We start from the raw sequence: 25503 nt of genomic DNA on the forward strand, positions 1-25503 counted from the left end.
GATGACCATCAAATTGAAACTGGAACTGGCCTCGGGCCAATCGATGGAAGGTGCGCCGCTGCAATTGCTGCGCGATGGCGTGGCCATCGCCCGGGCGTCGGTGGATGCTCATGGCCAGGCGACGTTCGACGTCCGGCCCGGCCCCGGCAAACTCGCAGTCAGGTTGGATCGTTCGACTCTGCCCCAGAGCTGAAATGCCCGGACAAGATTGCCCCGGCGCGCCTCACCGACTCGCCGGGTAAAGTGCGACGACTGCCGCGAAGGATCGCGGCAGATCTTTCAAGGAGAGCGAAACATGACGTTTGCCGCTGCACACCTTCCGCAATTCCCCGACCACGCCAGCGACTCGATCATTCTGCGGTTATCAACTCTGGATGATGACTTGATCGTCCGTGTACCCGATGGCCAGAACACACCGCCGAACTGGGATGTGTACCCGATCCTCGGCGATGACCCGGAAGAGTCTGAATGGCAGGGTTTGGCGGAGCCGACCGGCGTCTGGGATGACACACTGGATGACATGGTCGGCCTGACCGGGATCGAACTGAGCATCCCGAGATTCGAGCTGGAAAAGTACCTGAACAGCACCGTTGAACTGCGCTACAAGTTCGCTGATGAGGCCGGTCTCGAGCCTTGTTCGGAGCCGCTGAAACTGTACATCGAGTCCTGATCCTGCTCTTTCGAGTCCTTCCAAGACCGAGCCCACTACTACCGTTCATCGCAACTGTCATTTCTGACAGGTGCGAACGCTTGGCAGGTTCGGGCTTACTGACTTGGGAGTTAACGAACCGGCTCCGTCGACGCAACACCATGGTTTGCGTTCTTACAACGGTTCAAATGGATGTGAAAAAGGAGTTTGATCATGACTGCACAAGTCAAAGCCTTGGTGGCACCTATTCTCAAGGAAGCCGAGAACGGTGTGCTCTTCCTTAGCAAACTCAAAGGAGACGCTCACGGTGATGTACCGCCTTACCAGCAGGCCGTCGCTGGCGACGTGATTACCATGAAAGTAGAGACCTCGACCGGTAACAAATGGGAAGCAAGACATACCCTGACCGCAGCCGAGGTGGGAAAGTCAGTGATCTTCGCCATCCCCAAAGATGTCTTTGAGAAAAAACTTGTTCCCGGTGCGAGGGCCGAACTGCATTACACCGTCACCATAAACAACGGTAATGCTTCGTCATCCCCATTGCTGACAGTTCAACTCGAACGATAAGCAACAATCACCCCTGCGCCTGTGCCTCTTCATGAGCCTGGCGCAGTCTTTCCCGGCTGTTGGTCAAATGGAGGCGCATGGCCGCACGGGCGGCATCGGAATCCTGACGGGCGATGGCGTCGTAGATTTCCTCGTGCTCGCGACTCAGGCGACTCATGTAGTGCTGCTGATCGTCATGGGCCAGGCGCGCCGAATTCAGCCGCGTGCGCGGAATGATGCTGGTGCCCAGGTGGGTCATGATGTCGGTGAAATAGCGGTTGCCGGTGGACAGCGCGATTTGCAGATGGAACTGGAAGTCCGACGCCACTGCATCGCTGGCGTGGGCCACGCTGTCATTCAGCGCATCAAGGGCCGCGCGCATCGCAGCAAGTTGCTCGGTGCTGCGGCGCTGCGCGGCAAGGCCGGCGGATTCGACTTCGAGGCTGATACGCAATTCGAGAATGGCCAACACGTCACGCAGGGTGACCACGGTGGCCGGGTCGATCCGGAACCCGCTTGGGCTCGGGGTGTCGAGCACGAAGGTGCCGATGCCATGACGGGTTTCCACCTGCCCCGCCGCCTGCAAACGGGAAATCGCCTCGCGCACCACGGTGCGGCTGACGCCATGGGCCTCCATGATCGCCGACTCGGTCGGCAACTTGTCGCCGCGCTTGAGCAGACCGTCGCGGATCTGCTCGGTCAGCACCGTCACCAGTTCCTGAGCCAGGCTGCGGCGCTTGCGAGGGAGTCGCGGGGTGTCGATCAGGTTTTCCATGGTCTGCATCTTGTCTCGAAAATTCGGCTTGTGGGCATCATAGCTCAAGCGGGTTGTACGATCACTTTCCGTTTCCACACAAACCCTGTGGGAGGCGGCAAGCCAGCCCTCACAGGGTTTGTGTGGACATATCAGGCGGTCACGTTCTGCTCAACCAGGTGACCACTGTCGATCCGCACATGCCGTGGATGGAAGCGCTTGAGGCTGCTGCGATGGCCGACGCTGACGATGCTCAGGCCGGGCAACTGATCGATCAGCGCCTGATACAGCGTGGCTTCATCCTCTTCATCCATTGCCGACGTTGCTTCGTCCATGTACAGCCATTGCGGCGCATAGAGCAGCGCGCGGGCGAAGGCCAGACGTTGCTGTTCACCCGGCGAGAGCATGCGCTGCCAGTGATTGGCCTCGTCCAGTCGAGCCACCAGATGCGGCAAGCGGCAGGTCTCCAGCACTTGTGCATAACGTTCTGGCGCGTAAGTGTCGCCCGGTTGTGGATAGCTCAAGGCGTCGCGCAGGGTGCCGATCGGCAGATACGGTTTTTGCGGCAGGAACAGATAACGCGAAGCCGGCAGGCGAATGCTGCCGTGCCCGGCCGGCCACAAATGGCCCATCGCCCGCAGCAGCGTGGATTTACCGCTGCCGGAACGACCGCTGAGCATCACCCGATCGCCCTGCTCCACGGTCATGTCGGCGCTGGTCAGTAGATGACGACCGTCGGCCAGATCGAGGCCGAGGTTATGAACCTTCAGCTCATCACCCTGATTCTGCACGTCGATGGCTGGCGCACGTTCTTCGTTGTCGGCCATGGCCTGGCGGAAGCTCAGCAGACGATCACAGGTGGCGCGCCACGCGGCGAGATCCGCATAGGCATTGATGAACCAACTGAAGTTCTCCTGCACGTTGCCGAACGCCGAGTTGATCTGCATCAGCTCACCCAGTTCGATCTTGCCGGTCAGGTAACGCGGGGCCGCGACGATGAACGGGAAGATGATTGCGATCTGGCCGTAACCCGAGGTGAAGAACGTCAGGCGCTTGGACACCCGCATGATGTCCCAGAAGTTGTGCCAGACCAGACCGAAGCGATTGCTCAGACGGCGATTCTCGTTCGGCTCACCGTTGTACAGCGCAATGCTCTCGGCGTTCTCACGTACGCGGACCATGGAGAAACGCAGGTCAGCTTCGAAGCGTTGTTGTTGATTGTTCAGGCCGATCAGGCGTCGACCGATCAGGTGCGTCAGCCAACTGCCGACCGCCGCATACAGCAGCGCACACCAGAACATGTAGCCGGGAATCTCGATACCAAACACTTCGATGCTGCCGGACACGCCCCACAAAATGATCGAGAACGACACCAGGCTGACCACCGTGCGGATCAGGCCCAACGCGAGATTCAAGGTGTTGGTGGTAAAGGTATTGAGGTCTTCGGAAATCCGCTGGTCAGGGTTGTCGGTGTAGCCGCCCTGCTCCAGCTGGTAATAGTTCTTGTGCCCGAGCCAGCGTTTGAAATGGTTCTCGGTGAGCCATGCCCGCCAACGGATGGTCAGCATCTGCGTCAGGTACAGGCGATACACCGCGCCAAGAATCGCCACGGCCGCGATGCCGCAGAAATACAGGATCAACTGCCAGAACGCCGCCTCATCCTTCTTCTGCAGGGCGTTATAGAAATCCTTGTACCAACTGTTGATCCACACCGAGATCGCCACGCTGAACAACGTCAGCGCAATCACGGCGATCAGCAACGTCCAGGCCTTGCCCTTCTCTTCGCTGCGCCAGTAAGGCGTGGTCATGGCCCACACCTTGCGAAAAAACTGCCCGCGCACAGTATCGTTGACCGCGGAATATTCAGCGTTCTGATTCATGGAAAAGGCTCGATAAAGAAAAGAACAGACACGCACCGATCATAGATGATCGGCGCGCTTTATCGCGAGGGCTGGCGATGGTCGTTCAGCGCAGGTTCAGCGACGAACCGGGCGCTTCTGCAGCTTGCGCTGCAGGGTGCGGCGGTGCATGCCCAGGGCGCGGGCAGTGGCGGAAATGTTGCCTTCGTGCTCGGTCAGCACGCGCTGGATGTGCTCCCACTGCAGGCGATCTACCGACATCGGGTTTTCCGGCACCAGGCTGTCGAGGTCGGCATGCTCGGAGAGCAGCGCTGCCAGCACGTCGTCGGCATCCGCCGGTTTGCACAGGTAATTGCAGGCGCCGCGCTTGATCGCTTCAACCGCCGTGGCGATGCTCGAATAACCGGTGAGGATTACTACGCGCATTTCCGGGTCCAGCTCCAGCAGCTTCGGCAGCAAGACCAGACCGGAGTCGCCGTCCATTTTCAGGTCCAGCGCGGCGTAGTCCGGCAGATCGGCCTGAGCGATGGTCAGGCCTTCTTCGGCAGAACCGGCGGTGCTGACGCGGAAACCGCGGCGGGCCATGGCACGGGCCATCACTCGGGTGAAGGTCGCGTCGTCATCGACCAGCAGCAAATGCGGCAGTTCTTCGCCTTCGACTTGGATTTCGTCACTCATGTTGCTCTCCTCGTGCGCCGTGGGGCAGGCGCAGCTCGGTGAGCGTGCCGCCTTCCTCATGACTATAGAGTTTCACTGAGCCGCCGGCGCGTGTCACGCTGGCCTTGCTCAAAAACAGGCCCAGGCCGAAACCTTTGCCCTTGGTGGTAAAAAACGGTTTGCCGATCTGCTCGGCGATGGCCAGCGGCACACCGGCACCATGATCGCGGATGCTGATGGTCAGGTCTTCGGCGGTCCAGTCCAGGGTCACCTGAAGGTTTTCCGGGCAGGCGTCGGCGGCGTTGTTCAACAGATTCAACAGTGCCTGGGTCAGATCCGGCGGCGGTGCCACACGCGGCAACGGGCCCTGGCCCAGACGCTGGAAGCGATAACTGGCCTCGGGACGCATCAGGTGCCAGCGATTGAGCGCTTCGTCGAGCCACTCGGTAACGTCCTGCATCTCCACCGCCATCCGGCGATTGGCTTCGGCGGCGCGCACCAGTTGCTGCAGGGTCTCCTTGCAGAGTTTCACCTGATCCTTCAGCACCTTCAGATCTTCCTGAAGCATCGGGTCGTGATGATCCTGCTGCATTTCGTTGAGCAACACGCTCATGGTCGCCAACGGCGTTCCCAGCTCATGGGCGGCACCGGCAGCCTGAGTCGCGACGGCCAGCAATTGCTGATCGCGCAGGCCTTCTTCACGGCGGATCGCGCGCAACTCTTCCTGCCGGCGCAGCTCTTCAGCCATGCGCGCGGCGAAGAACGTAATCACTGCCGCCGCCAGCGCGAAGCTCAGCCACATGCCGTAGATCTGCAAGTTCTCCCGGGCCACCGGCAGGGTTTCCAGCGGATAGAAGTGCGTCAGCATCAATGTGTACAAGGCCAGCGCAATACCGGACAGCACCACCGAATAACGCCATGGCAGCGTCACCGCAGCGATGGTCAGCGGCACCAGATAATACGAAACGAACGGGTTGGTCGAACCACCGGAGAAATACAGCAAGGCACTGTGGATAACCAGATCGCAGGCCAGTTGCAGCGCGTACTCGAGTTCGGTCACCGGCCACGAAGTGCGCAGGCGTACGGCGGTGAACACACAGAGCAGAATCGAACAGCCGAGGGTCATCACCAGTTGCACCCACGGCAACGGCAACAGATCCAGCCAGTAGGCCAGGCCCACGGAACCGGCCTGCGCGGCGAGCACCAGGGTGCGGATGAAAGTCAGCCGCCAGAGATTCTGGCGAGTGGCGGAAGTCAGTTGTACGGGGGCGAGCATGAGCTCTCCTGATGAGCGCTCCAGGCGGATCGCACGGAGTATAACCAAGGCGCGGGCTTGAGAGTCGAAAGTGCGGCAAACGACCACACCCAAAAGCAGTTGCAAGTTGCGAGCTTCAAGCTACGAGCAAAAGCTTGCGGCTTGCAGCTTGAATCTCGTCGCTGGCCTTGTCATCTGTATAGAAGTTGTAACTGGGCGAACCGGATCATAAAAGCTAGAGTCTGATGGTTTCACGCAGGCCCCCGAACCATCACCTGCGCCCTCATCAAGGAGCTTTCATGCACACATTTCGCCGCAGCGCCGCCCTTCTCGCCCTGACCGTCGGCAGCATCGCCAGCCTTCCGGCCATGGCCGCCGATGAGCTGCACTACAACCAGATTTCCCTGCGCGCCGAAGTCAGCCAGGAAGTGGCCCGCGACCTGATGATCGTGACCCTCTACACCGAAGAACAGAACACCGACCCGGCCAAACTCGCCGCCGACGTCAGCACCACCATGAACAAGGCCCTCGCCCAGGCGAAGCAGGTCAAAGACATCACCCTGCGCCAGGGCAGCCGCAACAGCTACCCGATCTACGACACCAAGGGCCAGAAAATCACCGGCTGGCGCGAACGCGCCGAACTGCGCCTGGAAAGCGCCGACTTCGCCGCCCTGTCCAAACTCACCGGCGAGCTGCTGACCGACCTGAAAATGGGAGGAATGGACTTCGCCATCGCCGACCCCACCCGCAAGGCCAGCGAAGACCAACTGCTCAAAGAAGCCGTCACCGCCTTCAAGGCCCGCGCCCAACTGGCCACCGACGCCCTGGGCGGCAAGGGTTACAAAATCGTCAACCTGAACCTCAACAGCAACGGCTTCCCGCAACCGTACATGCGCGCCCCGATGATGATGAAAGCCGCTGGCATGGATTCGGCGCCCGTCACGCCTGAAGTCGAAGCCGGCACCAGCCAGGTCAGCCTGACCGCTGATGGCTCGATTGAAGTGTTGATGCAGTGATTGAATGACGACTGAATGAAAAACCGGCGATCAGTGATGATCGCCGGTTTTTTTTATACCTGGGATTTGTGTTGTCAGGTTTGCGGATCAACCCGGTCCAGCGCGCGGTTCACTGCGAGCTCGGCCAGCATGATGATCTGCTGAATACCCAGCGCCGTACTGCGCTGCGGGCCCGAAAGCTCATTGGCGAAATTGCTGGCGATGGTATTGGCCGAGGCCAGGGATTCGCAGGCGTTGGCCAGCAGGCTTTCGGTGTCGACGTTGGGCGTGACCATATACATCGTGCTCGGGCGCGGTTTTGAACGGTTGGGGCAGAGATAAAAATCGAGGGCGCGTTTGATGGCTTCGCGGTTGCGGGCGAGGTCTTCGGCGCGCATGGCTTCTTCGAGTGGGGTGGGTGATTCGAGGGGTGGGTCGGGGACAACCTTGTTCATTGATTAACTCCTTGCTGACTTGAAGCCACCCAATGCCGTTCTCACGCGGCGAAGAGGTGGCAGCTATGTGCGGGGTGAGAAACCGGGCAAGGAGATTCCGGCCAGACCGAAGTCTGCCCGCACACAGCCGCCATAAATCAATTACAGGCAGCAAAAGCTGGCGGCAATTATGGTCGGACTGGCGTTCGAATAACACTCGCTTGCCTGGGTTCTCACACCCAATCACAGAGTTTTCTGCGACAACCAAAGACTAGGGATCGTGGTTCCGACGGACAACCTGAAAAACTTGTGGGAAGGTTCGGTGAATCCCACACATCTTTAAACATCCGAAAATGGAACGCGGAGCGTCCCGGGCTGCATTCCCACGCGGAGCGTGGGAACGATCAAGCAGTCCGCAGTTGCATTCAGCTTTCCGCTTTCCGCTTTCCGCTTTCCGCTTTCCGCTTTCCGCTTTCTGATTTCGGCTTCCCGCTTCTCGCTTCCCACCACTCAACACGATGAGCGTTAGCTCGAGTACCGCTTTTGATCTTCGGGCGACGTCGGAAGGCTGAGTGGAGGGATTTATCCGGGGGTGGGAGCGTAGCGACCGTTTGGCGAAGCCAAACACATCGAGAGGAGGTGCAGCGAAGCAAACCGTAGGCGATGCCCCCGGATGAATCCCGTAACGAAGGAACCCCGAGCCCCAGCGAGGGGCCGAACGCAGGAGCAAAGCGTTTTTGGTTACTTTTTAGGCGTTTGTAAAAAGTGACCCGCCGTAAGGGCGGAACCATAAGCCGCAGCACCCGAAAAAACGGATATGCCCAAAAACCCGCCAGATATACCGAGATAGACGCATCCCCTCAAAAAACGATATTTCCGAACACCCCCAAATCCCCGCTAACCTCAAACAACAACCACCTAAAAACCCACGGGCCAGACATGCATAGATCCACCCTAAAACCACTCCTGATCACCCTGGCCCTGACCGCCATAACCCCAATCGCCAACGCAGCCACAACCCTCGTCTACTGCTCCGAAGCCAGCCCCGCCGGCTTCGACCCCAGCCAATACACCAGCGGCACCGACTTCGACGCCTCCGCCGAAACCCTCTTCAACCGTCTCACCCAATTCAAACGCGGCGGCACCGAAGTCGAACCCGGCCTCGCAACCAAATGGGACGTAAGCCCGGACGGCCTCCAGTACACCTTCCACCTGCGCCAAAACGTAAAATTCCACACCACCGACTACTTCACCCCAACCCGAACCTTCAACGCCGACGACGTCCTCTTCACCTTCCAGCGCCTGCTCGACCCGGACAACGCCTTTCGCAAAGCCTACCCCGCCGAATCCCCGTACTTCACCGACATGGGCCTGAACACCACGATCAAATCCGTGGAAAAACTCGACGACAACACCGTGCGCTTCAACCTGAACAACGTCGACGCCGCGTTCGTGCAAAACCTCGCCATGAGCTTCGCCTCGGTGCAATCGGCCGAATACGCCGCCCAATTGCTAAAGGAAGGCCACGCCGCCGACCTCAACCAGAAACCAGTCGGCACCGGCCCGTTCGTGTTCAAGCGCTATCAGAAGGACGCGCAGATCCGTTACGCCGCGAACAAGGACTACTGGAAACCAGAGGACGTAAAGCTCGATAACCTGGTGTTCTCGATCACCCCGGACGCCGCCGTACGCCTGCAAAAGCTCAGGACCGGCGAATGCCAGGTCAGCGGCTACCCGCGCCCCGCCGACATCGAAGTGATGGAAAAAGACCCGAACCTGCGGGTGTTGAAGCAGCCCGGTTTCAACCTCGGCTTCCTTGCCTACAACACCACCCATCCGCCGCTGGATCAGCTCAAAGTGCGCCAGGCGCTGGACATGGCCATCGACAAACCGGCAATCATCAAAGCGGTTTATCAGAGTGCCGGACAGCTGGCGCAAAACGCCTTGCCGCCAGCGCAATGGTCGTTCGATCCGAACATAAAAGACGCGCCGCACGACCCTGTGAAAGCCAAAGCGCTACTCAAGGAAGCCGGGGTTGCACCGGGTACAACCATCAACCTCTGGGCCATGACCGTGCAGCGCGCCTCGAACCCGAATGCGCGGATGTCGGCACAGATGATCCAGCAGGATTGGGAGAAGATCGGTATCAAGGCCAACATCGTCAGCTATGAATGGGGCGAGTACATCAAGCGCGCCAAGAATGGCGAACACGACGCGATGATCTACGGCTGGACCGGTGACAACGGCGACCCCGACAACTGGCTGGGCGTGCTTTACAGCTGCGCGGCGGTGAACGGCAGCAACTACGCCAAATGGTGCGATCCGGCCTACGACAAGCTGGTGCAGCAGGCCAAGGTGTCCACCGATAAATCGCAACGGGTAAAACTGTATCAACAGGCGCAACTGATCCTTAAACAGCAGGTGCCGATCACGCCGATCGCCAACTCCACGGTGTTCCAGCCGCTGCGCAAGGAAGTCAGCGACTTCAAGATCAGCCCGTTCGGTCTAACCCCCTTCTATGGCGTGGGTATAAATAAGTAACACCCGGCCCCAATGCGGCGCGTACGGCATGACCAATGCACCGTTTTGGGGCTCCATTTGCACCGTAAAAACCGGTCGCAAACGGTCAAATGCGTCAGAAGTTATACGGATGCGACATTAAGGTACGTTCGTGCCACGCTTTGAGGCCGCCGAGCGCTCTGGATCTTGCATTGGGTATGGGCCCTGCATAAGTATCCGCAGGCACGACTCACGAGGTCGTACCTCACTACTAAAAAATGACAACAAATCATGAGGCCAACATGCTTAAACACGCGGTCATTCCGTTTTTAGTCGGCGCAGGCTTGTTAGCCTCCGCACCTTTCGCCACCGCTGCGACTAACCTGGTGTTCTGCTCCGAAGGCAGCCCGGCCGGTTTCGATCCAGGCCAATACACCACCGGAACCGACTTCGACGCCTCAGCCGAAACCATGTTCAACCGTCTGACCCAGTTCGAGCGTGGCGGTACCGCCGTGATTCCTGGTCTGGCGACCAAGTGGGACATTTCGGATGACGGCCTGACTTACACCTTCCACCTGCGCGAAGGCGTCAAGTTCCACACCACCCCGTATTTCAAGCCGACTCGTGAGTTCAACGCCGACGACGTGCTGTTCACCTTCAATCGCATGATTAACAAGGATGACCCGTTCCGTAAGGCGTACCCGACCGAATTCCCGTACTTCACCGACATGGGGATGGACACCAACATCACCAAGATCGATAAAGTCGACGACCACACCGTCAAGTTCACCCTGAAAGAAGTCGACGCTGCGTTCATCCAGAACATGGCCATGAGCTTCGCGTCGATCCAGTCCGCCGAGTACGCAGCCCAGCTGCTGAAAGAAGGCAAGGCTGCCGACATCAACCAGAAGCCGATCGGCACTGGTCCGTTCGTGTTCAAGAGCTACCAGAAAGACTCCAACATTCGTTACACCGGCAACAAGGACTACTGGAAGCCTGAAGATGTGAAGATCGACAACCTGATCTTCGCCATCACCACCGACCCGTCGGTACGTATCCAGAAGCTGAAGAAGAACGAGTGTCAGGTCACCCTGTTCCCGCGTCCGGCCGACCTCGCGGCACTGAAAGCCGATCCTGCGCTGAAGATGCCTGACCAGGCTGGCTTCAACCTGGGCTACATCGCCTACAACGTGATGGACAAGGTCAAGGGCAGCAACGAGCCTAATCCGCTGGCCGACCTGCGCGTTCGCCAGGCGCTGGACATGTCGGTCAACAAGCCACAGATCATCGACTCGGTATACCAGGGCGCGGGCCAACTGGCCGTCAACGCCATGCCGCCGACCCAGTGGTCCTACGACACCACCATCAAGGACGCCAAGTACGATCCTGAGAAAGCCAAGCAGTTGCTCAAGGAAGCCGGCGTCAAGGAAGGTACCGAGATCGTTCTGTGGGCGATGCCGGTTCAGCGTCCGTACAACCCGAACGCCAAACTGATGGCCGAAATGCTCCAGTCCGACTGGAAGAAAATCGGTCTGAACGTGAAGATTCAGAGCTACGAGTGGGGCGAGTACATCAAGCGCTCCAAGGGTGGCGAGAACCAGGGCATGCTGATTGGCTGGAGCGGTGACAATGGTGATCCGGACAACTGGCTCAACGTGTTGTTTGGTTGCGACTCCCTGAGTGGCAACAACTTCTCCAAATGGTGCGACAAGAAATTCGACGGCCTCGTGAAAGAAGCCAAGCGCACCACTGACCAGGCCAAGCGCACCGAACTCTACAAAGAGGCGCAGCACGTCCTCAAAGATGCAGTCCCTATGACACCTATCGCTCACTCGACGGTGTATCAACCCATGCGCGCCAACGTGCAGGACTTCAAGATCAGCCCGTTCGGCTTGAACTCCTTCTACGGCGTCAGCGTCAGCAAATAAAAGAAGCAGCGGCGACGTTTCAGCGTCGCCGCTGTTTTTTTGCCGAGAAGCAAGGAATTTGCCTACAGCCTTTTCCAGCCCGTCTGACCGGGATGGTTTAGGACGTGTCGCCTTTTCCTACGAGTCTTTAGGACTCAGCGCATTTACTGCCAGACCCACGGCCCCTACCGTCGGGTTCTGACCAGTGACTGCGTGGGCTTTCGGTTTTGCTGTTCGTTTCGGTTGGAGCTCAATGCAGCCACAACGTCCCCGGACGGGATCGCGGCGCATTGAAAAACACTAAAAAAGAGGGAGCGTCATGCGCCATACCTTGGTTTTTTCCGCATTGCTGGGCGCCGGCCTGTTGGCCGCCACGTCCGCCAGTTTCGCCGCCAGCGACAGTCTGGTGTTCTGCTCCGAAGGCAGCCCGGCCGGTTTCGATACCGCGCAGTACACGACGGCGACCGATAACGACGCCGCCGAACCGCTGTACAACCGCCTGGCCGAGTTCGAAAAAGGTGCGACCGGTGTAGTACCGGGCCTCGCAACCAGCTGGGATATTTCCGAGGACGGCCTCAAGTACACCTTTCACCTGCGTGAAGGTGTGAAATTTCATACAACGCCGTACTTCAAACCTACACGCGATTTCAACGCCGACGACGTGCTGTTCACGTTTAACCGCATGCTCGATCCGCAACAGCCTTTCCGTAAGGCTTATCCGACCGAGTTCCCGTATTTCAACGGGATGAGCCTCAACAAGAACATCGCCAAGGTCGAGAAGACCGGGCCGCTGACCGTGCAGTTCACGCTCAACAGCGTCGACGCCGCGTTCATCCAGAACATTGCCATGAGCTTCGCCGCCATTCTGTCCGCCGAGTACGCCGACAAGCTGCTGGCCGAAGGCAAGCCGAGCGACATCAACCAGAAGCCGATCGGCACTGGCCCGTTCGTGTTCAAGAGCTACCAGAAAGACTCGAACATTCGCTACACCGGCAACCCGCACTACTGGGATCCGAGCCGGGTGAAGCTGAAGAACCTGATTTTCGCGATCAATACCGACGCCTCGGTACGTGTGCAAAAGCTCAAGGCCGGCGAATGCCAGGTCACCCTGCACCCGCGTCCGGCCGATGTGCCGGCACTGAAGAACGACCCGAAACTGCAATTGATCGAGAAACCAGGCTTCAACCTCGGCTACATCGCCTACAACGTGCGCCACAAGCCGTTCGACCAGCTCGAAGTGCGTCAGGCGCTGGACATGGCGGTGAATAAACAGGGAATTCTCAACGCTGTTTATCAAGGCGCCGGCCAACTGGCCGTCAACGCCATGCCGCCGACCCAATGGTCCTACGACGACACCATCAAGGACGCCGCCTATAACCCGGAGAAAGCCAAAGAGCTGCTCAAGGCTGCCGGCGTCAAGGAAGGCACCGAGATCACCCTGTGGGCGATGCCGGTACAACGTCCGTACAACCCGAACGCCAAACTGATGGCCGAAATGCTCCAGGCCGACTGGGCCAAGATCGGTCTGAAAGTGAAGATCGTCAGCTACGAATGGGGCGAGTACATCAAACGCACCAAGAATGGCGAGCACGACGTCAGCCTGATCGGCTGGACCGGTGACAACGGGGATCCGGACAACTGGCTCGGCACGCTATACAGCTGCGACGCCATCGGCGGCAACAACTACTCCATGTGGTGCGATCCGGCTTACGACAAGCTGATCAAGCAGGCCAAGGTCGTCACCGACCGCGACCAGCGCACCGTGCTCTACAAACAGGCCCAGCAACTGCTCAAGCAGCAAGTGCCGATCACGCCTGTCGCCCACTCGACGGTCAACCAGCCGCTGAGCGCCAAAGTCGAAGGGTTCAAGGTGAGCCCGTTCGGTCGCAACGTGTTTTCGGGTGTCAGCATCGATTAAACAAAAAACCGATTAGCCGCAATGCTGAGGGGGCCGTCTACCCCCTCACGCAAGCGCTTTGCCGAAATTCGCCAATCAGGCATTTTGCAAACGTTTGCGATGTGTGAATGAGTTCTAAACCAATAACCGGCCAACCCAAAAAAGCCGGCATAAAAAGAAAGTAAAGGAGCTTCACCCATGAAACTGAGCAATACCGCGATACTGGCCCTGGCCATCAGCAGCATCACCGCCACGGCTTACGCGGAAACCCAAAGCCAGGCGTTCACCCCGGTGACCGTCAACACCAAGAGCGCCCAGGCAGAAGCCACCGGTTTCGTCGAAGGTCAGTCGATCACCGGCACTACCCGCAACTGGTACGCCAACGAACAACTGAAACGTGGCGGCAAGTTTGCCTATAAGAAAGATGGTGCAATCGCCGAGACCGACCGTCGTATCAACTGGGTGCAAGGCACCATCGTCAAGTACAACTCGGGCTTCACCGAAGGCACTGTAGGGATCAGCACCGAAGTTGCGGCGTACAACGCCATCGCGCTGGAGCGTGATCGTGAGAATCTGGCCTCCGGCAACGGTGGTGCACCGAAGACCGGCTCCTTCTCCGGTAACAACCGTACCCTGACTCACAAGAACAACGGTGAAGCGGTCGATCAGTGGAGCAAAATCGGGCTGGCCAACATCAAGGCCCGTATTTCCAACACCACGCTGACCGCAGGTCGCATGAACTTCAGCAGCCCGCAAGTCGACGTGATCGGCAACCGTGCACTGCCTTCGAGCTTCGAAGGTATTTCCCTGCACAGTGAAGAGCTGAACAACCTGTCCTTCGACCTGGCCACGTTCGACCGCGTGTCGCCACGTTCGGAACAGAGCCTGCAGAAATTCCGCGCCGAATACGCCAACGGCCGTGTCGAATCCGATCACGTGCACACTGCCGGTATCAGCTACCAGCCACTTGAAAGCCTGAAAACCAGTGTTTGGGGCACTCAGGTCGAAGACCTGTGGAACCAGTACTACTTCGGCGCCACCCATGAACTGGGTGACAGCAATGTCCTCGCCCTGACTACCGGTCTTAACTACTACAAGACCGTTGATGAAGGCAAAAAACTGCTGGGCGATATCGACAACGACACCTACTCTCTGTCGTTCGGCCTGACCCACCAGGCCCACAGCCTGACGTTCTCGTACCAGCAAGTGAACGGTAACGAGTACTTCGACTACCTGCATGAAACCAACGGCATCTACCTGGCCAACTCCCTGCTGTCGGACTTCAACGGCCCGAACGAGAAATCCTTCCAGGTTTCCTACGGCATAAACATGGCCGAATACGGCGTGCCAGGCCTGAAGTTCAACATCTATCAGGCACGCGGCTGGGGCATCGACGGTACCCACTACAACGGCAACAAAGGCGTTGCCGGCAAGGGTTACGACGGTATCCAGGAACAAGATGGCGAGCACCATTATGAATACGGTATCGGTGCCACCTACGCAGTACAGAGCGGCCCTCTTAAAGCGACCACCATTCGCGGCACCTACACCGCGCACCGTGCGAGCGAATTCCAGTCGGACGGCAGCATCAACGAGTTCCGTCTCGTGACCACCATCCCGTTCAACATCCTGTAAAACCGCACGCCGACGGCTGACTCAGTGACGAGTCGGCCATTCGGCTTTTTGTCTTCAACCGATTGCAGAGGGTTCTTGATGAAAATGCTTCCCCTACGTGCGGCCATCGCGGCTGCGTTGCTGAGTGTCGCTGTCGGCGTCTCGGCCAAACCCTTGGTGGTCTGCACCGAAGCCAGTCCGGAAGGCTTCGATATAGTCCAGTACACGACTGCAGTCACAGCCGACGCGGTGGCCGAAACCATCTTAAACCGTCTGGCGGACTTCAAGCCCGGCACCACCGAAGTGATTCCGGCGCTGGCCGAATCCTGGGACATCAGCGACGACGGCCTGACCTACACGTTCCACCTGCGCAAAGGCGTCAAGTTTCACACCACCGAATATTTCAAGCCGACCCGCGACATGAACGCCGACGACGTGGTCTGGAGTTTCCAGCGTCAGCTGGACCCGAATCACCCGTGGCACAAGCTGTCGAGCGTGGGCTTCCCGTACTTTGAAAGCATGGGCTTCAAGGAACTGCTCAAAAGCGTCGAGAAAGTCGACGACAACACCGTCAAGTTCACCCTGACCCGTCGCGAAGCGCCATTCCTGGCCGACATCGCCATGGCGTTCTCCTCGATCTATTCGGCCGAGTACGCCGACCAGTTGCTCAAGGCCAACAAGACCGGCGACCTGAACAACAAACCGGTCGGCACCGGGCCGTTCATCTTCCAGCGCTACAACAAGGACGCCCAGGTTCGCTTCAAGGCCAACCCGGACTATTTCCGTGGCAAGCCGCCGGCTGACGCGCTGATCCTGGCGATCGCCACCGACAACAACGTGCGCTTGCAGAAACTCAAGGCCAACGAGTGCCAGATCGCGCTGTACCCGAAACCGGATGACATCCCGAGCATCAAGAAAGACAGCAACCTGAAAGTCGACGAACTGGATGCGATGACCGTCTCGTACGTCGCCATGAACACCCAGCACAAGTACATCAGCGACGTGCGGGTGCGCAAGGCGATCGACATCGCCTTCGACAAGGAAGCCTACGTCAACGCCCTGTTCGGCAAAGGCAACGCGACGGTTGCGGTCAACCCGTACCCGCCAACCCTGCTGGGCTACAACCACGAACTGAAGAACCCGCCACGTGACCTCGATGCTGCCCGCAAGCTGCTCAAGGAAGCCGGCGTACCGGAAGGCACCGTGTTTACCCTGTTTACCCGTAACGGCGGCGGCCCGACCAACCCGAACCCGATGCTCGGCGCGCAGATGATGCAGGCCGACCTGGCGAAAGTCGGGATCAAGATCGACATCCGCGTGATGGAATGGGGCGAGATGCTCAAACGCGCCAAGGCCGGCGAGCACGACATGGTCTCGGCCGGATGGGCGGGCGACAACGGCGACCCGGATAACTTCCTGACGCCTATGCTCAGTTGCGAAGCCGCCAAGAACGGCGAAAACTACGCGCGCTGGTGCAACGAGAAATTCCAGGCCCTGCTCGACGAAGCACGGGCTAAAGTAGATCCGGCCGAACGCGCCAGGCTGTATGAACAGGCTCAAGTGCTGTTCAATCAGGATCAGCCGTGGATCAGCATGGCCCACACCCGCATGTTCACCGCAATGCGCAACAACGTAGAGGGTTATCACATCAGCCCTCTGACAACCAATAACTTCGCCACCACCCAGGTGAAGTAGATAAGAAAACTCCCGGTTTCCCTGACCCCAGGGAAACCGGGCACGCCTAACCGGCTGATGAGGTACCACACACGATGTTTAGTTTTATTGCCCGCCGACTGGGGTTGTTGATCCCCACGTTTTTCGGCATCACCTTGCTGACTTTCGCGTTGATTCGCATGATTCCCGGCGACCCCGTGGAAGTGATGATGGGCGAACGTCGGGTCGACCCCGAAATGCACGCTCAGGCAATGGAACGCCTCGGTCTGAACAAACCGCTGTACGCCCAGTACCTGGACTACATCGGCAAACTGGCCCACGGCGACCTCGGCGAATCCCTGCGCACCCGTGAGAGCGTATGGACCGAGTTCACCTCCCTCTTCCCGGCGACCCTGGAACTGTCCATGGCCGCCCTGCTGTTCGCCGGCATCCTGGGCCTCCTGGCCGGGGTGATTGCGGCCCTCAAGCGAGGATCCCTGTTCGACCACGGGGTGATGGGCATCTCCCTCGCGGGTTACTCGATGCCGATCTTCTGGTGGGGCCTGATCCTCATCATGTTCTTCTCGGTGAGCCTGGGCTGGACCCCGGTGTCCGGGCGGATCGACCTGCTTTACGACATCGAGCCACGCACCGGCTTCATGCTGATCGACACTCTGCTGGCCGATGACATGGGCGCGTTCCTCGATGCCCTGCACCACCTGATCCTGCCGGCCATCGTTTTGGGCACCATTCCGCTGGCGGTGATCGCGCGGATGACCCGTTCGTCGATGCTCGAAGTGCTGCGTGAGGACTACATCCGTACCGCCAAGGCCAAAGGCCTGTCGCCGTCGCGCGTGGTGTTCGTCCACGGCCTGCGCAACGCCCTGATTCCGGTACTGACCGTAGTCGGCCTGCAAGTCGGCACCCTGCTGGCCGGCGCGGTCCTGACCGAAACCATCTTCTCCTGGCCCGGCATCGGTAAATGGCTGATCGAAGCCATCGGCGCCCGGGACTACCCGGTTGTACAAAACGGCATCCTGTTAATCGCCTGCCTGGTGATTCTGGTCAACTTCGTGGTGGACATCCTCTACGGCTTTGCCAACCCACGCATCCGTCATCAGCGCTGAGGTCAATACCCATGAGCACTCCAACTTCCTCAGTAGTCACCGCCGCCACCGCCGTGGATCAAAGTCTGCTGTATCCGTCACCGTACAAAGAGTTCTGGCAGGCCTTTGCCAAGAACAAGGGCGCCGTCGCCGGCCTGCTGTTCATGCTGCTGGTGATTTTCTGCGCGATCTTCGCGCCGTGGGTCGCCCCGCATAACCCGAGCGAGCAATACCGCGACTTCCTGCTGACGCCGCCGGCGTGGCTCGAAGGCGGGCAGATGCAATTCCTGCTCGGCACCGATGAACTGGGTCGCGACCTGCTGTCGCGTCTGATCCAGGGTTCGCGCCTGTCGCTGCTGATCGGTCTGTCGTCGGTGGTGATGTCGCTGATCCCGGGGATCCTGCTGGGTCTGTTCGCCGGTTTCTTCCCGAAAGTGGTCGGCCCGACCATCATGCGTCTGATGGACATCATGCTGGCCCTGCCGTCGCTGCTGCTGGCCGTGGCGATCGTCGCCATCCTCGGCCCTGGCCTGATCAACACCGTGATCGCGATTGCCGTGGTGTCCTTGCCGTCCTACGTGCGTCTGACCCGTGCCGCCGTGATGGGCGAGTTGAACCGCGACTACGTGACCGCCGCGCGCCTGGCCGGTGCCGGTCTGCCACGCCTGATGTTCATCACCGTGCTGCCGAACTGCATGGCACCGCTGATCGTCCAGGCGACGTTGAGCTTCTCCTCGGCGATCCTCGATGCCGCCGCCCTGGGCTTCCTCGGCCTCGGCGTCCAGCCGCCAACCCCTGAGTGGGGCACCATGCTGGCTTCGGCCCGCGACTACATCGAACGCGCCTGGTGGGTGGTGAGTCTGCCTGGTTTGACCATTTTGCTCAGCGTGCTGGCAATCAACTTGATGGGCGACGGCCTGCGCGATGCGCTGGACCCGAAACTCAAGAACGCCGCCTGAGGAGATTCCCATGTCACTGTTAGAAATCAAGAATCTCAACGTTCGCTTCGGCGACAAGAACGCCACCCCGGTCGTCGACGGACTCGACCTGAAAGTCGACAAGGGCGAAGTCCTGGCGATCGTGGGCGAGTCGGGTTCCGGCAAGTCCGTGACCATGATGGCGCTGATGGGCCTGATCGAGCACCCGGGGATCGTCACCGCCGACGCCCTGAGCTTCGACGGCAAGAACATGCTCAAGTTGAACAACCGCCAGCGTCGGCAGATCGTCGGCAAAGACCTGGCGATGGTGTTCCAGGACCCGATGACCGCGCTGAACCCGAGCTACACCGTCGGTTTCCAGATCGAAGAAGTGCTGCGCCTGCACCTGAAAATGTCCGGCAAGCAAGCGCGCAAGCGTGCGATCGAACTGCTGGAAAAAGTCGAGATCCCGGGCGCCGCCAGCCGTATGGATGCCTACCCGCATCAACTGTCCGGCGGCATGAGCCAGCGTGTGGCGATTGCCATGGCGATTGCCGGCGAGCCGAAACTGCTGATCGCGGACGAACCGACCACTGCACTCGACGTGACGATTCAGGCGCAGATCATGGACCTGCTGCTGGCGTTGCAGAAAGAGCAGAACATGGGCCTGGTGCTGATCACCCACGACCTCGCCGTCGTGGCCGAAACCGCCCAGCGTGTGTGCGTGATGTATGCCGGTCAAGCCGTTGAAGTCGGGCAGGTGCCGCAACTGTTCGACATCCCGGCCCACCCGTACAGCGAAGCGCTGCTCAAGGCGATTCCGGAACACAGCCAGGGTGCCGAGCGTCTGGCGACTTTGCCGGGGATCGTTCCCGGCCGTTACGACCGCCCGCAAGGCTGCCTGCTGTCGCCGCGCTGCCCGTACGTGCAGGACAGCTGCCGCGCGCAGCGTCCGACCCTTGACCCGAAAAGCCACAGCCTCGCCCGCTGCTTCTATCCGTTGAACCAGGAGGTGGCGTAATGGCCGTCGTACTTACCGCCCGCGACCTGACCCGTCACTACGAAGTCTCCCGTGGCCTGTTCAAGGGCCACGCCACCGTGCGCGCCCTCAACGGCGTGTCGTTCGAGCTGGAAGCCGGCAAGACCCTCGCCGTCGTCGGTGAATCGGGCTGCGGCAAATCCACCCTCGCCCGCGCCCTGACCCTGATCGAAGAGCCGTCGTCCGGTTCCCTGAAAATCGCCGGGCAAGAAGTGGCCGGCGCCGACAAGGCTCAGCGCAAACAACTGCGCAAAGACGTGCAGATGGTGTTCCAGAGCCCGTACGCGTCGTTGAACCCTCGGCAGAAAATCGGTGATCAACTGGCCGAGCCGCTGTTGATCAACACCAACCTGTCGGCTGCCGAACGTCGCGAGAAAGTCCAGGCGATGATGAAGCAGGTCGGCTTGCGTCCCGAGCACTACCAGCGTTATCCGCACATGTTCTCCGGCGGTCAGCGTCAGCGTATCGCGCTGGCTCGCGCCATGATGCTGCAACCGAAAGTGCTGGTGGCGGACGAACCGACCTCGGCGCTGGACGTGTCGATCCAGGCGCAGGTGCTGAACCTGTTCATGGACATGCAGCAGGAGTTCAACACCGGCTACGTGTTCATCTCGCACAACCTGGCGGTGGTGCAGCACGTGGCGGATGACGTGATGGTGATGTACCTCGGTCGCCCGGTGGAAATCGGTCCGAAGCACGACATCTATGCCCGCCCTCTGCACCCGTACACCCAGGCGCTGTTGTCGGCGACCCCGACCATCCATCCGGATCCGGACAAGCCGAAAATCAAGATCGTCGGCGAGCTGCCCAACCCGCTGAACCCGCCGCCTGGCTGCGCGTTCCACAAGCGCTGCCCATACGCCACCGCGCGTTGCAGCAGCGAAGAGCCGGCCCTGCGCCAGCTCGACACGCGTCAGGTCGCGTGCCACTACGCCGAGCAGTTCCTCGACGGCGCGGCATGAAAAAACCCGCCCCGTTTCCCGGGGCGGGTTGTTGATGAGTTGACCAAACCCCTTCTGCCCCGATTGCGCATCAGTCGAGAAAGAAGGGGTTTTCTTTTGCCCGGCGTTTACATCCGGCTAACCCGGCGTCGTTGGATATTCGGTGGGGTGACCAAAAAATCCCGGGCTATCGCGCAACGATCTAAACAACTGTCAGTTATGACAGGTGCTCGATAGAGCGAGGCAGGCTTATGGTTTCACGTACTCAATACGCGTGACGCTGCACTCAATCCCTCTATTGTTGGATCTGGAGTATCGGGAAATGAACGATGAACACATCGCTACACCGCACCCTCGTGCGCTGCTGGATCGGGTGGTTGACTTTAATCTCCAACCACGGGACGGCAAGGGGGAGCTCACTGCCAGGGCTAGCAAAGACTACCCCATAGACATCACGTCAGAGCCAACGGATTCCCACACGCTGAAAACCGGGATCAAGACGATCGATCTGCTGCGCCCCGTTCTGAAGGGCAGCAAAATCGGTGTGTTCGGGGGAGCAGGGGTTGGCAAGACGGTATTGATACAGGAACTGATAAATAACATCGCAAAATCTCAGCAATCGTTTTTTGTTGTTTCTATAGAAATCGGGCTTGGGTCGAGCTACCCGAACTCCATAAGTAAGGACGCAAGTGATGACAAACGATTGAGATTGATCGGCTCGGAACATGACTCACAGGACGACTATCTAAGGGCGGTAAAAGTCGGATTGGCCGTGGCCGAGCATTTCCGTGACGAAGGTCGTAACGTTCTGGTGACAATCGATTCCTCCCCCCGATTCACCCAGGCCGGTAGCGAAGTCTCCGCACTGCTCGGTCGAATACCTTCGGAAGTCGCTTACCAGCCGACCCTCGCGACAGAGATAGGCGCCCCGCGAGAGCCGAGGGGATCGATAACTTCTGTACAAGCCATCTACACACCTGCGGAGGACCTGACCGACCCGGCGCCGTCGACCACTTTCGCCGACCTGGACGCCTCCTTCGTTCTGTCTACAAAACTGGCCGCCGACAATATCTATCCAGCGGTAGATCCACTGAGCTCGACTTCGCGCCTGCTGGACCCGGACGTGGTCAGTGAAGAACACTACAAAACAGCTAATAGCGTTCTGAACTTGCTGGAGAAATACGAATCACTGAAAGACATCATTGCAACACTGGGTATGGACGAACTGTCGGACGAGGACAAGCTGACGGTTAGCCGTGCTCGTAAGATCCAGTACTTCTTGTCGCAGCCTCGCTCCAAGGCTGGAACTCCGGGTGGATACTTTTTCCTGGAAAACACCATTGCTGTTTGCAAAGGGATTGTCAGCGGTATCTACGACCACATGAAAGATGAGTGGTACAGCACTTACGAAGTCCCAATCCTCAATTTCGGAAAGGCTCCAATCCAGCCACGCTAAGCACGCAGAGAAAACAAAAAGGCGAAGCTCCACGCTTCGCCTTTTCCCAACCCGTCCATCTGAAAGCCAAATGCGTGGAAATGTGCCCTCCGCACACTAAGTTTGGCTGTCGCCCTCATCCGGATCATCGGTGTCCGGCTCATCGGTGGTCGAGTCGTCATCGTCGGCGCTGCCACCCTGGCCCTTATCGCCCGGCTCGGACTCGGACTTGGCCAGCATCAGCGTGCTGTGCCCCACCTGCCCGCTGGACGCCTGGGTATCGTGATCCTCGCACTCGGCCCAGGCCGTCGCGGTGCCGAGGGACAGCATCACCATCACTTTCAACAGCAGCAAAATCCGTAGCAACCTGCTTTTCATAGCCGAGTCCATCCTGTTCCAGGTGAGAAATTCATGCTGACCTGACGCTGATTGAAATCTAGTTCCGATCCGCCGGGTTCACCAGATAGGACGTTGTGGAGCGGCTGGAAATGCCGTGACTGTAGAGACTGGTTGGAAATAACGCCTATACCCAATCCATCTAATGTGGAAGGTCTCCTGGGGGAGCGAGCCTGCTCGCGATGGCGATTGATGAGCCCGTCCAACTTCGGCTGACCATCCGCTATCGCGAGCGGGCTCGCTCCCCACAGGTATTTTCCGGCAATAAAAAACCCCGCAGCTTTCGCGACGGGGTTTTGGGTGCAGCCAATCAGCGCTTAGTGATGCTCACGCGTCGCACGGAATTTCACGTCCGGCCAGCGCTCTTCCATCAGGGCCAGGTTGACCCGGGTCGGCGCGAGGTAGGTCAGGTGACCGCCGCCGTCCAGTGCCAGGTTTTCCACGGCCTTGTTGGAGAATTCCTCGAGCTTCTTCTTGTCGCTGCATTCGATCCAGCGCGCGGAGTACACGGTGATCGGCTCGTAGGAGCACTCGACCTTGTATTCCTCTTTCAGGCGGCTGGCGACCACATCGAACTGCAGCACACCGACGGCGCCGAGGATGATGTCGTTGCTGCGCTCCGGGAAGAACACCTGGGTCGCGCCTTCTTCGGCGAGCTGTTGCAGGCCCTGACGCAGTTGCTTGGATTTCAGCGGGTCGCGCAGGCGTACGCGGCGGAACAGTTCCGGGGCGAAGTGCGGGATACCGGTGAAGCCCAGGGTTTCGCCTTCGCTGAAGGTGTCGCCGATCTGGATCGTGCCGTGGTTGTGCAGACCGATGATGTCGCCGGCGTACGCTTCTTCCAGCTGTTCACGCTCGGAGGAGAAGAACGTCAGGGCGTCGCCGATGCGCACGTCCTTGCCGGTACGCACATGACGCATCTTCATGCCTTTCTCGTACTTGCCGGAGCAGATACGCATGAAGGCGATACGGTCGCGATGTTTCGGGTCCATGTTCGCCTGGATCTTGAAGATGAAGCCCGAGAACTTCTCTTCCACCGGCTCCACGGTGCGCTCGTTGGCTACGCGTGGCAGCGGGCGCGGGGCCCAGTCGACCACGGCGTCGAGTACGTGGTCGACACCGAAGTTGCCCAGTGCAGTACCGAAGAACACCGGGGTCAGTTGACCGTCGAGGAACTCCTGCTGGTTGAACTCGTGGCAGGCGCCCTGCACCAGTTCCAGCTGTTCGAGGAAACGCTCGTACTCATCGCCCAGGTGTGCGCGGGCTTCGTCGGAGTCGAGCTTCTCGATGATCTTGGTTTCGGTGCGTTCGTGACCGTGACCGGCGGTGTAGACAATGATGTAGTCGTCCGCCAGGTGGTACACGCCCTTGAAGTCGCGGTAGCAACCGATCGGCCAGGTGATCGGCGCAGCCTTGATCTTCAGGACGGCTTCGATCTCGTCGAGCAGTTCGATCGGGTCGCGGATGTCACGGTCGAGTTTGTTGATGAAGCTGACGATAGGCGTGTCACGCAGACGGCAGACGTCCATCAGCGCGATGGTCCGTGGCTCTACACCTTTACCGCCGTCGAGAACCATCAGGGCCGAGTCCACCGCAGTCAGGGTGCGGTAGGTGTCTTCGGAGAAGTCTTCGTGGCCCGGGGTGTCGAGCAGGTTGATCATGTGTTCGCGATACGGGAACTGCATGACCGACGTGGTGATCGAGATGCCCCGCTGCTTTTCCATCTCCATCCAGTCGGATGTCGCGTGGCGGTCGGATTTACGGGATTTCACCGTACCGGCCACGGCAATCGCCTTGCCCATCAGCAAGAGCTTTTCGGTGATGGTGGTTTTACCGGCATCGGGGTGGGAAATAATGGCGAAAGTGCGGCGTTTCGCGACTTCGGCGGCCTGTCTGGTCATGGGAAATCGCCTGGCGGTGATTCAAAAAAGGGCGGCGATTATAGCCCAACTCGATTCAATAACCGAACCGTTGAGCACATTAAGGGTGGCCAAATGCTGCCTCGGATGGGAACCTTTTAAAGCACGGAGACGTCCATCCCCTGTTACGACAATTCGTCAGGGGCTGAAAAATCAGCAAGTTAGCCTGACGAGGCTGCGCTCATGGCTCGCTTTCAGACCGCTTTTGCCGGACTGAAAAAAAGCTGCTTCTCGCGAACACTGACTCCGGCAGCCAGGCATGGCATGCCACACGGAGCAGCGGTCGCCGACTAAAAAAAGGAGTCCGCCTGTGGCTATCCGCTATGGCAAAGGGCTGATGGGAGGTGCGGTGGTGATCGCGCTCCTGGCCCTGCTGGTCCACTGGATCGGCATCAACACGATCGAACACTACCGCGACGATTTGTTGTTTTACCTGCAAGCTCATCTGATTCTCGTCCTCGCCTCAATGCTGGCCGCCCTTGTCGTGGGCCTCCCCGCCGGTATCTTCCTGAGCCGCCCGACCATGGTCGGCCGCGCCGAACGCTTCATGCAGATCTTCAACATCGGCAACACCGTGCCGCCGCTGGCCGTGCTGGCGATTGCCCTGGGGATTCTCGGCATCGGCAGCGGTCCGGCGATCTTCGCTTTGTTCCTCGCCTCGCTGTTGCCGATTGTGCGCAACACCTATGAAGGCCTGAAAAACGTCCAGGGCTCGCTGAAAGAAGCCGCCGTCGGGATCGGCATGACTCCGCGCCAGGTGCTGTGGAAAGTCGAGTTGCCCAACGCCGTGCCGATCATCGTCGGCGGTGTGCGGGTGGCGCTGGCGATCAACGTCGGTACCGCGCCGCTGGCCTTCCTGATCGGCGCCAACAGCCTCGGCAGCCTGATCTTCCCCGGCATCGCCCTGAACAATCAGCCGCAACTGCTGCTCGGCGCCGCGTGCACTGCGCTGCTGGCCCTGCTGCTCGATGGCGTGGTCACCCTCGCCAGCCGTCTCTGGCTGGAACGCGGTTTGCGCCCGTCTTGAGGCT

The 25503-nt window shown here is 59.4% G+C and carries 22 protein-coding genes; 15 read left to right on the plus strand and 7 right to left on the minus strand.

The features are described 5' to 3' along the window. The first annotated feature begins 1 nt into the window (after position 1). From ACM6JM_RS28825 to ACM6JM_RS28835, 3 genes are all read left to right on the plus strand, one after another. Positions 2–193, plus strand: coding sequence for a hypothetical protein (locus tag ACM6JM_RS28825; RefSeq protein WP_103385652.1), 192 nt, complete (start codon positions 2–4; stop codon positions 191–193). 102 nt (positions 194–295) lie between these two features. After that, a complete protein-coding gene (locus ACM6JM_RS28830; protein ID WP_414882879.1) occupies positions 296–670 on the plus strand; it encodes a hypothetical protein in 375 nt (124 codons plus the stop codon). 192 nt (positions 671–862) lie between these two features. After that, on the plus strand, positions 863–1216 hold the full coding sequence (locus ACM6JM_RS28835) for a hypothetical protein (RefSeq protein ID WP_414882880.1): 354 nt from the start codon (positions 863–865) through the stop codon (positions 1214–1216). Between the two features lie 7 nt (positions 1217–1223). On the opposite strand, the gene ACM6JM_RS28840 is transcribed toward ACM6JM_RS28835, so the two are convergent. From ACM6JM_RS28840 to ACM6JM_RS28855, 4 genes are all read right to left on the minus strand, one after another. Then, positions 1224–1970: a FadR/GntR family transcriptional regulator gene (locus tag ACM6JM_RS28840; RefSeq protein WP_176240928.1), complete on the minus strand. Its 747-nt coding sequence runs from the start codon at positions 1968–1970 to the stop codon at positions 1224–1226. A 131-nt stretch (positions 1971–2101) separates the two neighbouring features. After that, positions 2102–3829 carry an ABC transporter ATP-binding protein/permease gene (locus ACM6JM_RS28845; RefSeq protein ID WP_134334068.1) on the minus strand — a complete coding sequence of 576 codons (1728 nt, stop codon included), beginning with the start codon at positions 3827–3829 and terminating at the stop codon, positions 2102–2104. A gap of 96 nt (positions 3830–3925) precedes the next feature. After that, positions 3926–4486, minus strand: a complete 561-nt coding sequence (locus tag ACM6JM_RS28850) for a response regulator transcription factor (protein WP_003221630.1) — start codon at positions 4484–4486, stop codon at positions 3926–3928. Further along, the gene (locus ACM6JM_RS28855) at positions 4479–5741 is read right to left on the minus strand and encodes an ATP-binding protein (RefSeq protein ID WP_011332442.1); all 1263 of its coding nucleotides are present in this window, start codon (positions 5739–5741) and stop codon (positions 4479–4481) included. Before ACM6JM_RS28855 ends, ACM6JM_RS28850 begins: the two co-directional genes overlap by 8 nt. Before the next feature lie 278 nt (positions 5742–6019). Between ACM6JM_RS28855 and ACM6JM_RS28860 the strand changes: the two genes are divergently transcribed. After that, positions 6020–6736, plus strand: a complete 717-nt coding sequence (locus ACM6JM_RS28860) for an SIMPL domain-containing protein (RefSeq protein WP_103385650.1) — start codon at positions 6020–6022, stop codon at positions 6734–6736. Between the two features lie 74 nt (positions 6737–6810). On the opposite strand, the gene ACM6JM_RS28865 is transcribed toward ACM6JM_RS28860, so the two are convergent. Continuing rightward, positions 6811–7170, minus strand: coding sequence for a DUF6124 family protein (locus ACM6JM_RS28865; protein ID WP_414882881.1), 360 nt, complete (start codon positions 7168–7170; stop codon positions 6811–6813). 918 nt (positions 7171–8088) lie between these two features. Here ACM6JM_RS28865 and ACM6JM_RS28870 point away from each other — a divergent pair. From ACM6JM_RS28870 to ACM6JM_RS28915, 10 genes are all read left to right on the plus strand, one after another. Continuing rightward, positions 8089–9690 carry an ABC transporter substrate-binding protein gene (locus ACM6JM_RS28870; protein ID WP_414882882.1) on the plus strand — a complete coding sequence of 534 codons (1602 nt, stop codon included), beginning with the start codon at positions 8089–8091 and terminating at the stop codon, positions 9688–9690. A gap of 260 nt (positions 9691–9950) precedes the next feature. Next, positions 9951–11576: an ABC transporter substrate-binding protein gene (locus ACM6JM_RS28875; protein ID WP_129972358.1), complete on the plus strand. Its 1626-nt coding sequence runs from the start codon at positions 9951–9953 to the stop codon at positions 11574–11576. Positions 11577–11874: 298 nt separating this feature from the next. Next, complete coding sequence (locus ACM6JM_RS28880) at positions 11875–13473, plus strand: ABC transporter substrate-binding protein (protein WP_074691859.1); 1599 nt, start codon at positions 11875–11877, stop codon at positions 13471–13473. A gap of 177 nt (positions 13474–13650) precedes the next feature. Continuing rightward, positions 13651–15087, plus strand: a complete 1437-nt coding sequence (locus ACM6JM_RS28885; protein ID WP_039769228.1) for an OprD family porin — start codon at positions 13651–13653, stop codon at positions 15085–15087. A 78-nt stretch (positions 15088–15165) separates the two neighbouring features. Beyond that, a complete protein-coding gene (locus ACM6JM_RS28890; protein ID WP_163974029.1) occupies positions 15166–16761 on the plus strand; it encodes an ABC transporter substrate-binding protein in 1596 nt (531 codons plus the stop codon). 74 nt (positions 16762–16835) lie between these two features. After that, the gene (locus tag ACM6JM_RS28895; protein ID WP_007953665.1) at positions 16836–17846 is read left to right on the plus strand and encodes an ABC transporter permease subunit; all 1011 of its coding nucleotides are present in this window, start codon (positions 16836–16838) and stop codon (positions 17844–17846) included. An 11-nt stretch (positions 17847–17857) separates the two neighbouring features. After that, positions 17858–18784 carry an ABC transporter permease subunit gene (locus ACM6JM_RS28900; RefSeq protein WP_039769224.1) on the plus strand — a complete coding sequence of 309 codons (927 nt, stop codon included), beginning with the start codon at positions 17858–17860 and terminating at the stop codon, positions 18782–18784. 10 nt (positions 18785–18794) lie between these two features. Further along, positions 18795–19763: an ABC transporter ATP-binding protein gene (locus tag ACM6JM_RS28905; RefSeq protein ID WP_064382563.1), complete on the plus strand. Its 969-nt coding sequence runs from the start codon at positions 18795–18797 to the stop codon at positions 19761–19763. Beyond that, positions 19763–20743 carry a peptide ABC transporter ATP-binding protein gene (locus ACM6JM_RS28910; RefSeq protein WP_007953682.1) on the plus strand — a complete coding sequence of 327 codons (981 nt, stop codon included), beginning with the start codon at positions 19763–19765 and terminating at the stop codon, positions 20741–20743. Before ACM6JM_RS28905 ends, ACM6JM_RS28910 begins: the two co-directional genes overlap by 1 nt. 301 nt (positions 20744–21044) lie before the next feature. After that, complete coding sequence (locus ACM6JM_RS28915) at positions 21045–22178, plus strand: F0F1 ATP synthase subunit beta (protein WP_414882883.1); 1134 nt, start codon at positions 21045–21047, stop codon at positions 22176–22178. A 96-nt stretch (positions 22179–22274) separates the two neighbouring features. Here the strand turns inward: ACM6JM_RS28915 and ACM6JM_RS28920 are convergent, their stop codons facing one another. Together ACM6JM_RS28920 and ACM6JM_RS28925 are read right to left on the minus strand one after the other, a co-directional pair. Next, positions 22275–22535 (minus strand): hypothetical protein, encoded by a 261-nt coding sequence (locus ACM6JM_RS28920; protein WP_103385642.1) that lies wholly within the window; start codon positions 22533–22535, stop codon positions 22275–22277. Between the two features lie 335 nt (positions 22536–22870). Beyond that, the gene (locus tag ACM6JM_RS28925) at positions 22871–24454 is read right to left on the minus strand and encodes a peptide chain release factor 3 (RefSeq protein WP_011332431.1); all 1584 of its coding nucleotides are present in this window, start codon (positions 24452–24454) and stop codon (positions 22871–22873) included. Positions 24455–24809: 355 nt separating this feature from the next. Between ACM6JM_RS28925 and ACM6JM_RS28930 the strand changes: the two genes are divergently transcribed. After that, the gene (locus tag ACM6JM_RS28930; protein WP_172829515.1) at positions 24810–25499 is read left to right on the plus strand and encodes an ABC transporter permease; all 690 of its coding nucleotides are present in this window, start codon (positions 24810–24812) and stop codon (positions 25497–25499) included. The last annotated feature ends 4 nt before the right edge of the window (positions 25500–25503 follow it).

The organism is Pseudomonas sp. IT-P2, from assembly GCF_949767575.1.
GTDB classification, from domain to species: Bacteria; Pseudomonadota; Gammaproteobacteria; order Pseudomonadales; family Pseudomonadaceae; genus Aquipseudomonas; species Aquipseudomonas pharyngis.

What these genes read in the sequence shown, in the direction of transcription:
- ACM6JM_RS28825 (WP_103385652.1), top strand. Translation starts at nt 2, where the DNA reads ATGACCATCAAATTGAAACTGGAACTGGCCTCGGGCCAATCGATGGAA.
- ACM6JM_RS28830 (WP_414882879.1), top strand. Translation starts at nt 296, where the DNA reads ATGACGTTTGCCGCTGCACACCTTCCGCAATTCCCCGACCACGCCAGC.
- ACM6JM_RS28835 (WP_414882880.1), top strand. Translation starts at nt 863, where the DNA reads ATGACTGCACAAGTCAAAGCCTTGGTGGCACCTATTCTCAAGGAAGCC.
- ACM6JM_RS28840 (WP_176240928.1), bottom strand. Translation starts at nt 1,970, where the DNA reads ATGGAAAACCTGATCGACACCCCGCGACTCCCTCGCAAGCGCCGCAGC.
- ACM6JM_RS28845 (WP_134334068.1), bottom strand. Translation starts at nt 3,829, where the DNA reads ATGAATCAGAACGCTGAATATTCCGCGGTCAACGATACTGTGCGCGGG.
- ACM6JM_RS28850 (WP_003221630.1), bottom strand. Translation starts at nt 4,486, where the DNA reads ATGAGTGACGAAATCCAAGTCGAAGGCGAAGAACTGCCGCATTTGCTG.
- ACM6JM_RS28855 (WP_011332442.1), bottom strand. Translation starts at nt 5,741, where the DNA reads ATGCTCGCCCCCGTACAACTGACTTCCGCCACTCGCCAGAATCTCTGG.
- ACM6JM_RS28860 (WP_103385650.1), top strand. Translation starts at nt 6,020, where the DNA reads ATGCACACATTTCGCCGCAGCGCCGCCCTTCTCGCCCTGACCGTCGGC.
- ACM6JM_RS28865 (WP_414882881.1), bottom strand. Translation starts at nt 7,170, where the DNA reads ATGAACAAGGTTGTCCCCGACCCACCCCTCGAATCACCCACCCCACTC.
- ACM6JM_RS28870 (WP_414882882.1), top strand. Translation starts at nt 8,089, where the DNA reads ATGCATAGATCCACCCTAAAACCACTCCTGATCACCCTGGCCCTGACC.
- ACM6JM_RS28875 (WP_129972358.1), top strand. Translation starts at nt 9,951, where the DNA reads ATGCTTAAACACGCGGTCATTCCGTTTTTAGTCGGCGCAGGCTTGTTA.
- ACM6JM_RS28880 (WP_074691859.1), top strand. Translation starts at nt 11,875, where the DNA reads ATGCGCCATACCTTGGTTTTTTCCGCATTGCTGGGCGCCGGCCTGTTG.
- ACM6JM_RS28885 (WP_039769228.1), top strand. Translation starts at nt 13,651, where the DNA reads ATGAAACTGAGCAATACCGCGATACTGGCCCTGGCCATCAGCAGCATC.
- ACM6JM_RS28890 (WP_163974029.1), top strand. Translation starts at nt 15,166, where the DNA reads ATGAAAATGCTTCCCCTACGTGCGGCCATCGCGGCTGCGTTGCTGAGT.
- ACM6JM_RS28895 (WP_007953665.1), top strand. Translation starts at nt 16,836, where the DNA reads ATGTTTAGTTTTATTGCCCGCCGACTGGGGTTGTTGATCCCCACGTTT.
- ACM6JM_RS28900 (WP_039769224.1), top strand. Translation starts at nt 17,858, where the DNA reads ATGAGCACTCCAACTTCCTCAGTAGTCACCGCCGCCACCGCCGTGGAT.
- ACM6JM_RS28905 (WP_064382563.1), top strand. Translation starts at nt 18,795, where the DNA reads ATGTCACTGTTAGAAATCAAGAATCTCAACGTTCGCTTCGGCGACAAG.
- ACM6JM_RS28910 (WP_007953682.1), top strand. Translation starts at nt 19,763, where the DNA reads ATGGCCGTCGTACTTACCGCCCGCGACCTGACCCGTCACTACGAAGTC.
- ACM6JM_RS28915 (WP_414882883.1), top strand. Translation starts at nt 21,045, where the DNA reads ATGAACGATGAACACATCGCTACACCGCACCCTCGTGCGCTGCTGGAT.
- ACM6JM_RS28920 (WP_103385642.1), bottom strand. Translation starts at nt 22,535, where the DNA reads ATGAAAAGCAGGTTGCTACGGATTTTGCTGCTGTTGAAAGTGATGGTG.
- ACM6JM_RS28925 (WP_011332431.1), bottom strand. Translation starts at nt 24,454, where the DNA reads ATGACCAGACAGGCCGCCGAAGTCGCGAAACGCCGCACTTTCGCCATT.
- ACM6JM_RS28930 (WP_172829515.1), top strand. Translation starts at nt 24,810, where the DNA reads ATGGGAGGTGCGGTGGTGATCGCGCTCCTGGCCCTGCTGGTCCACTGG.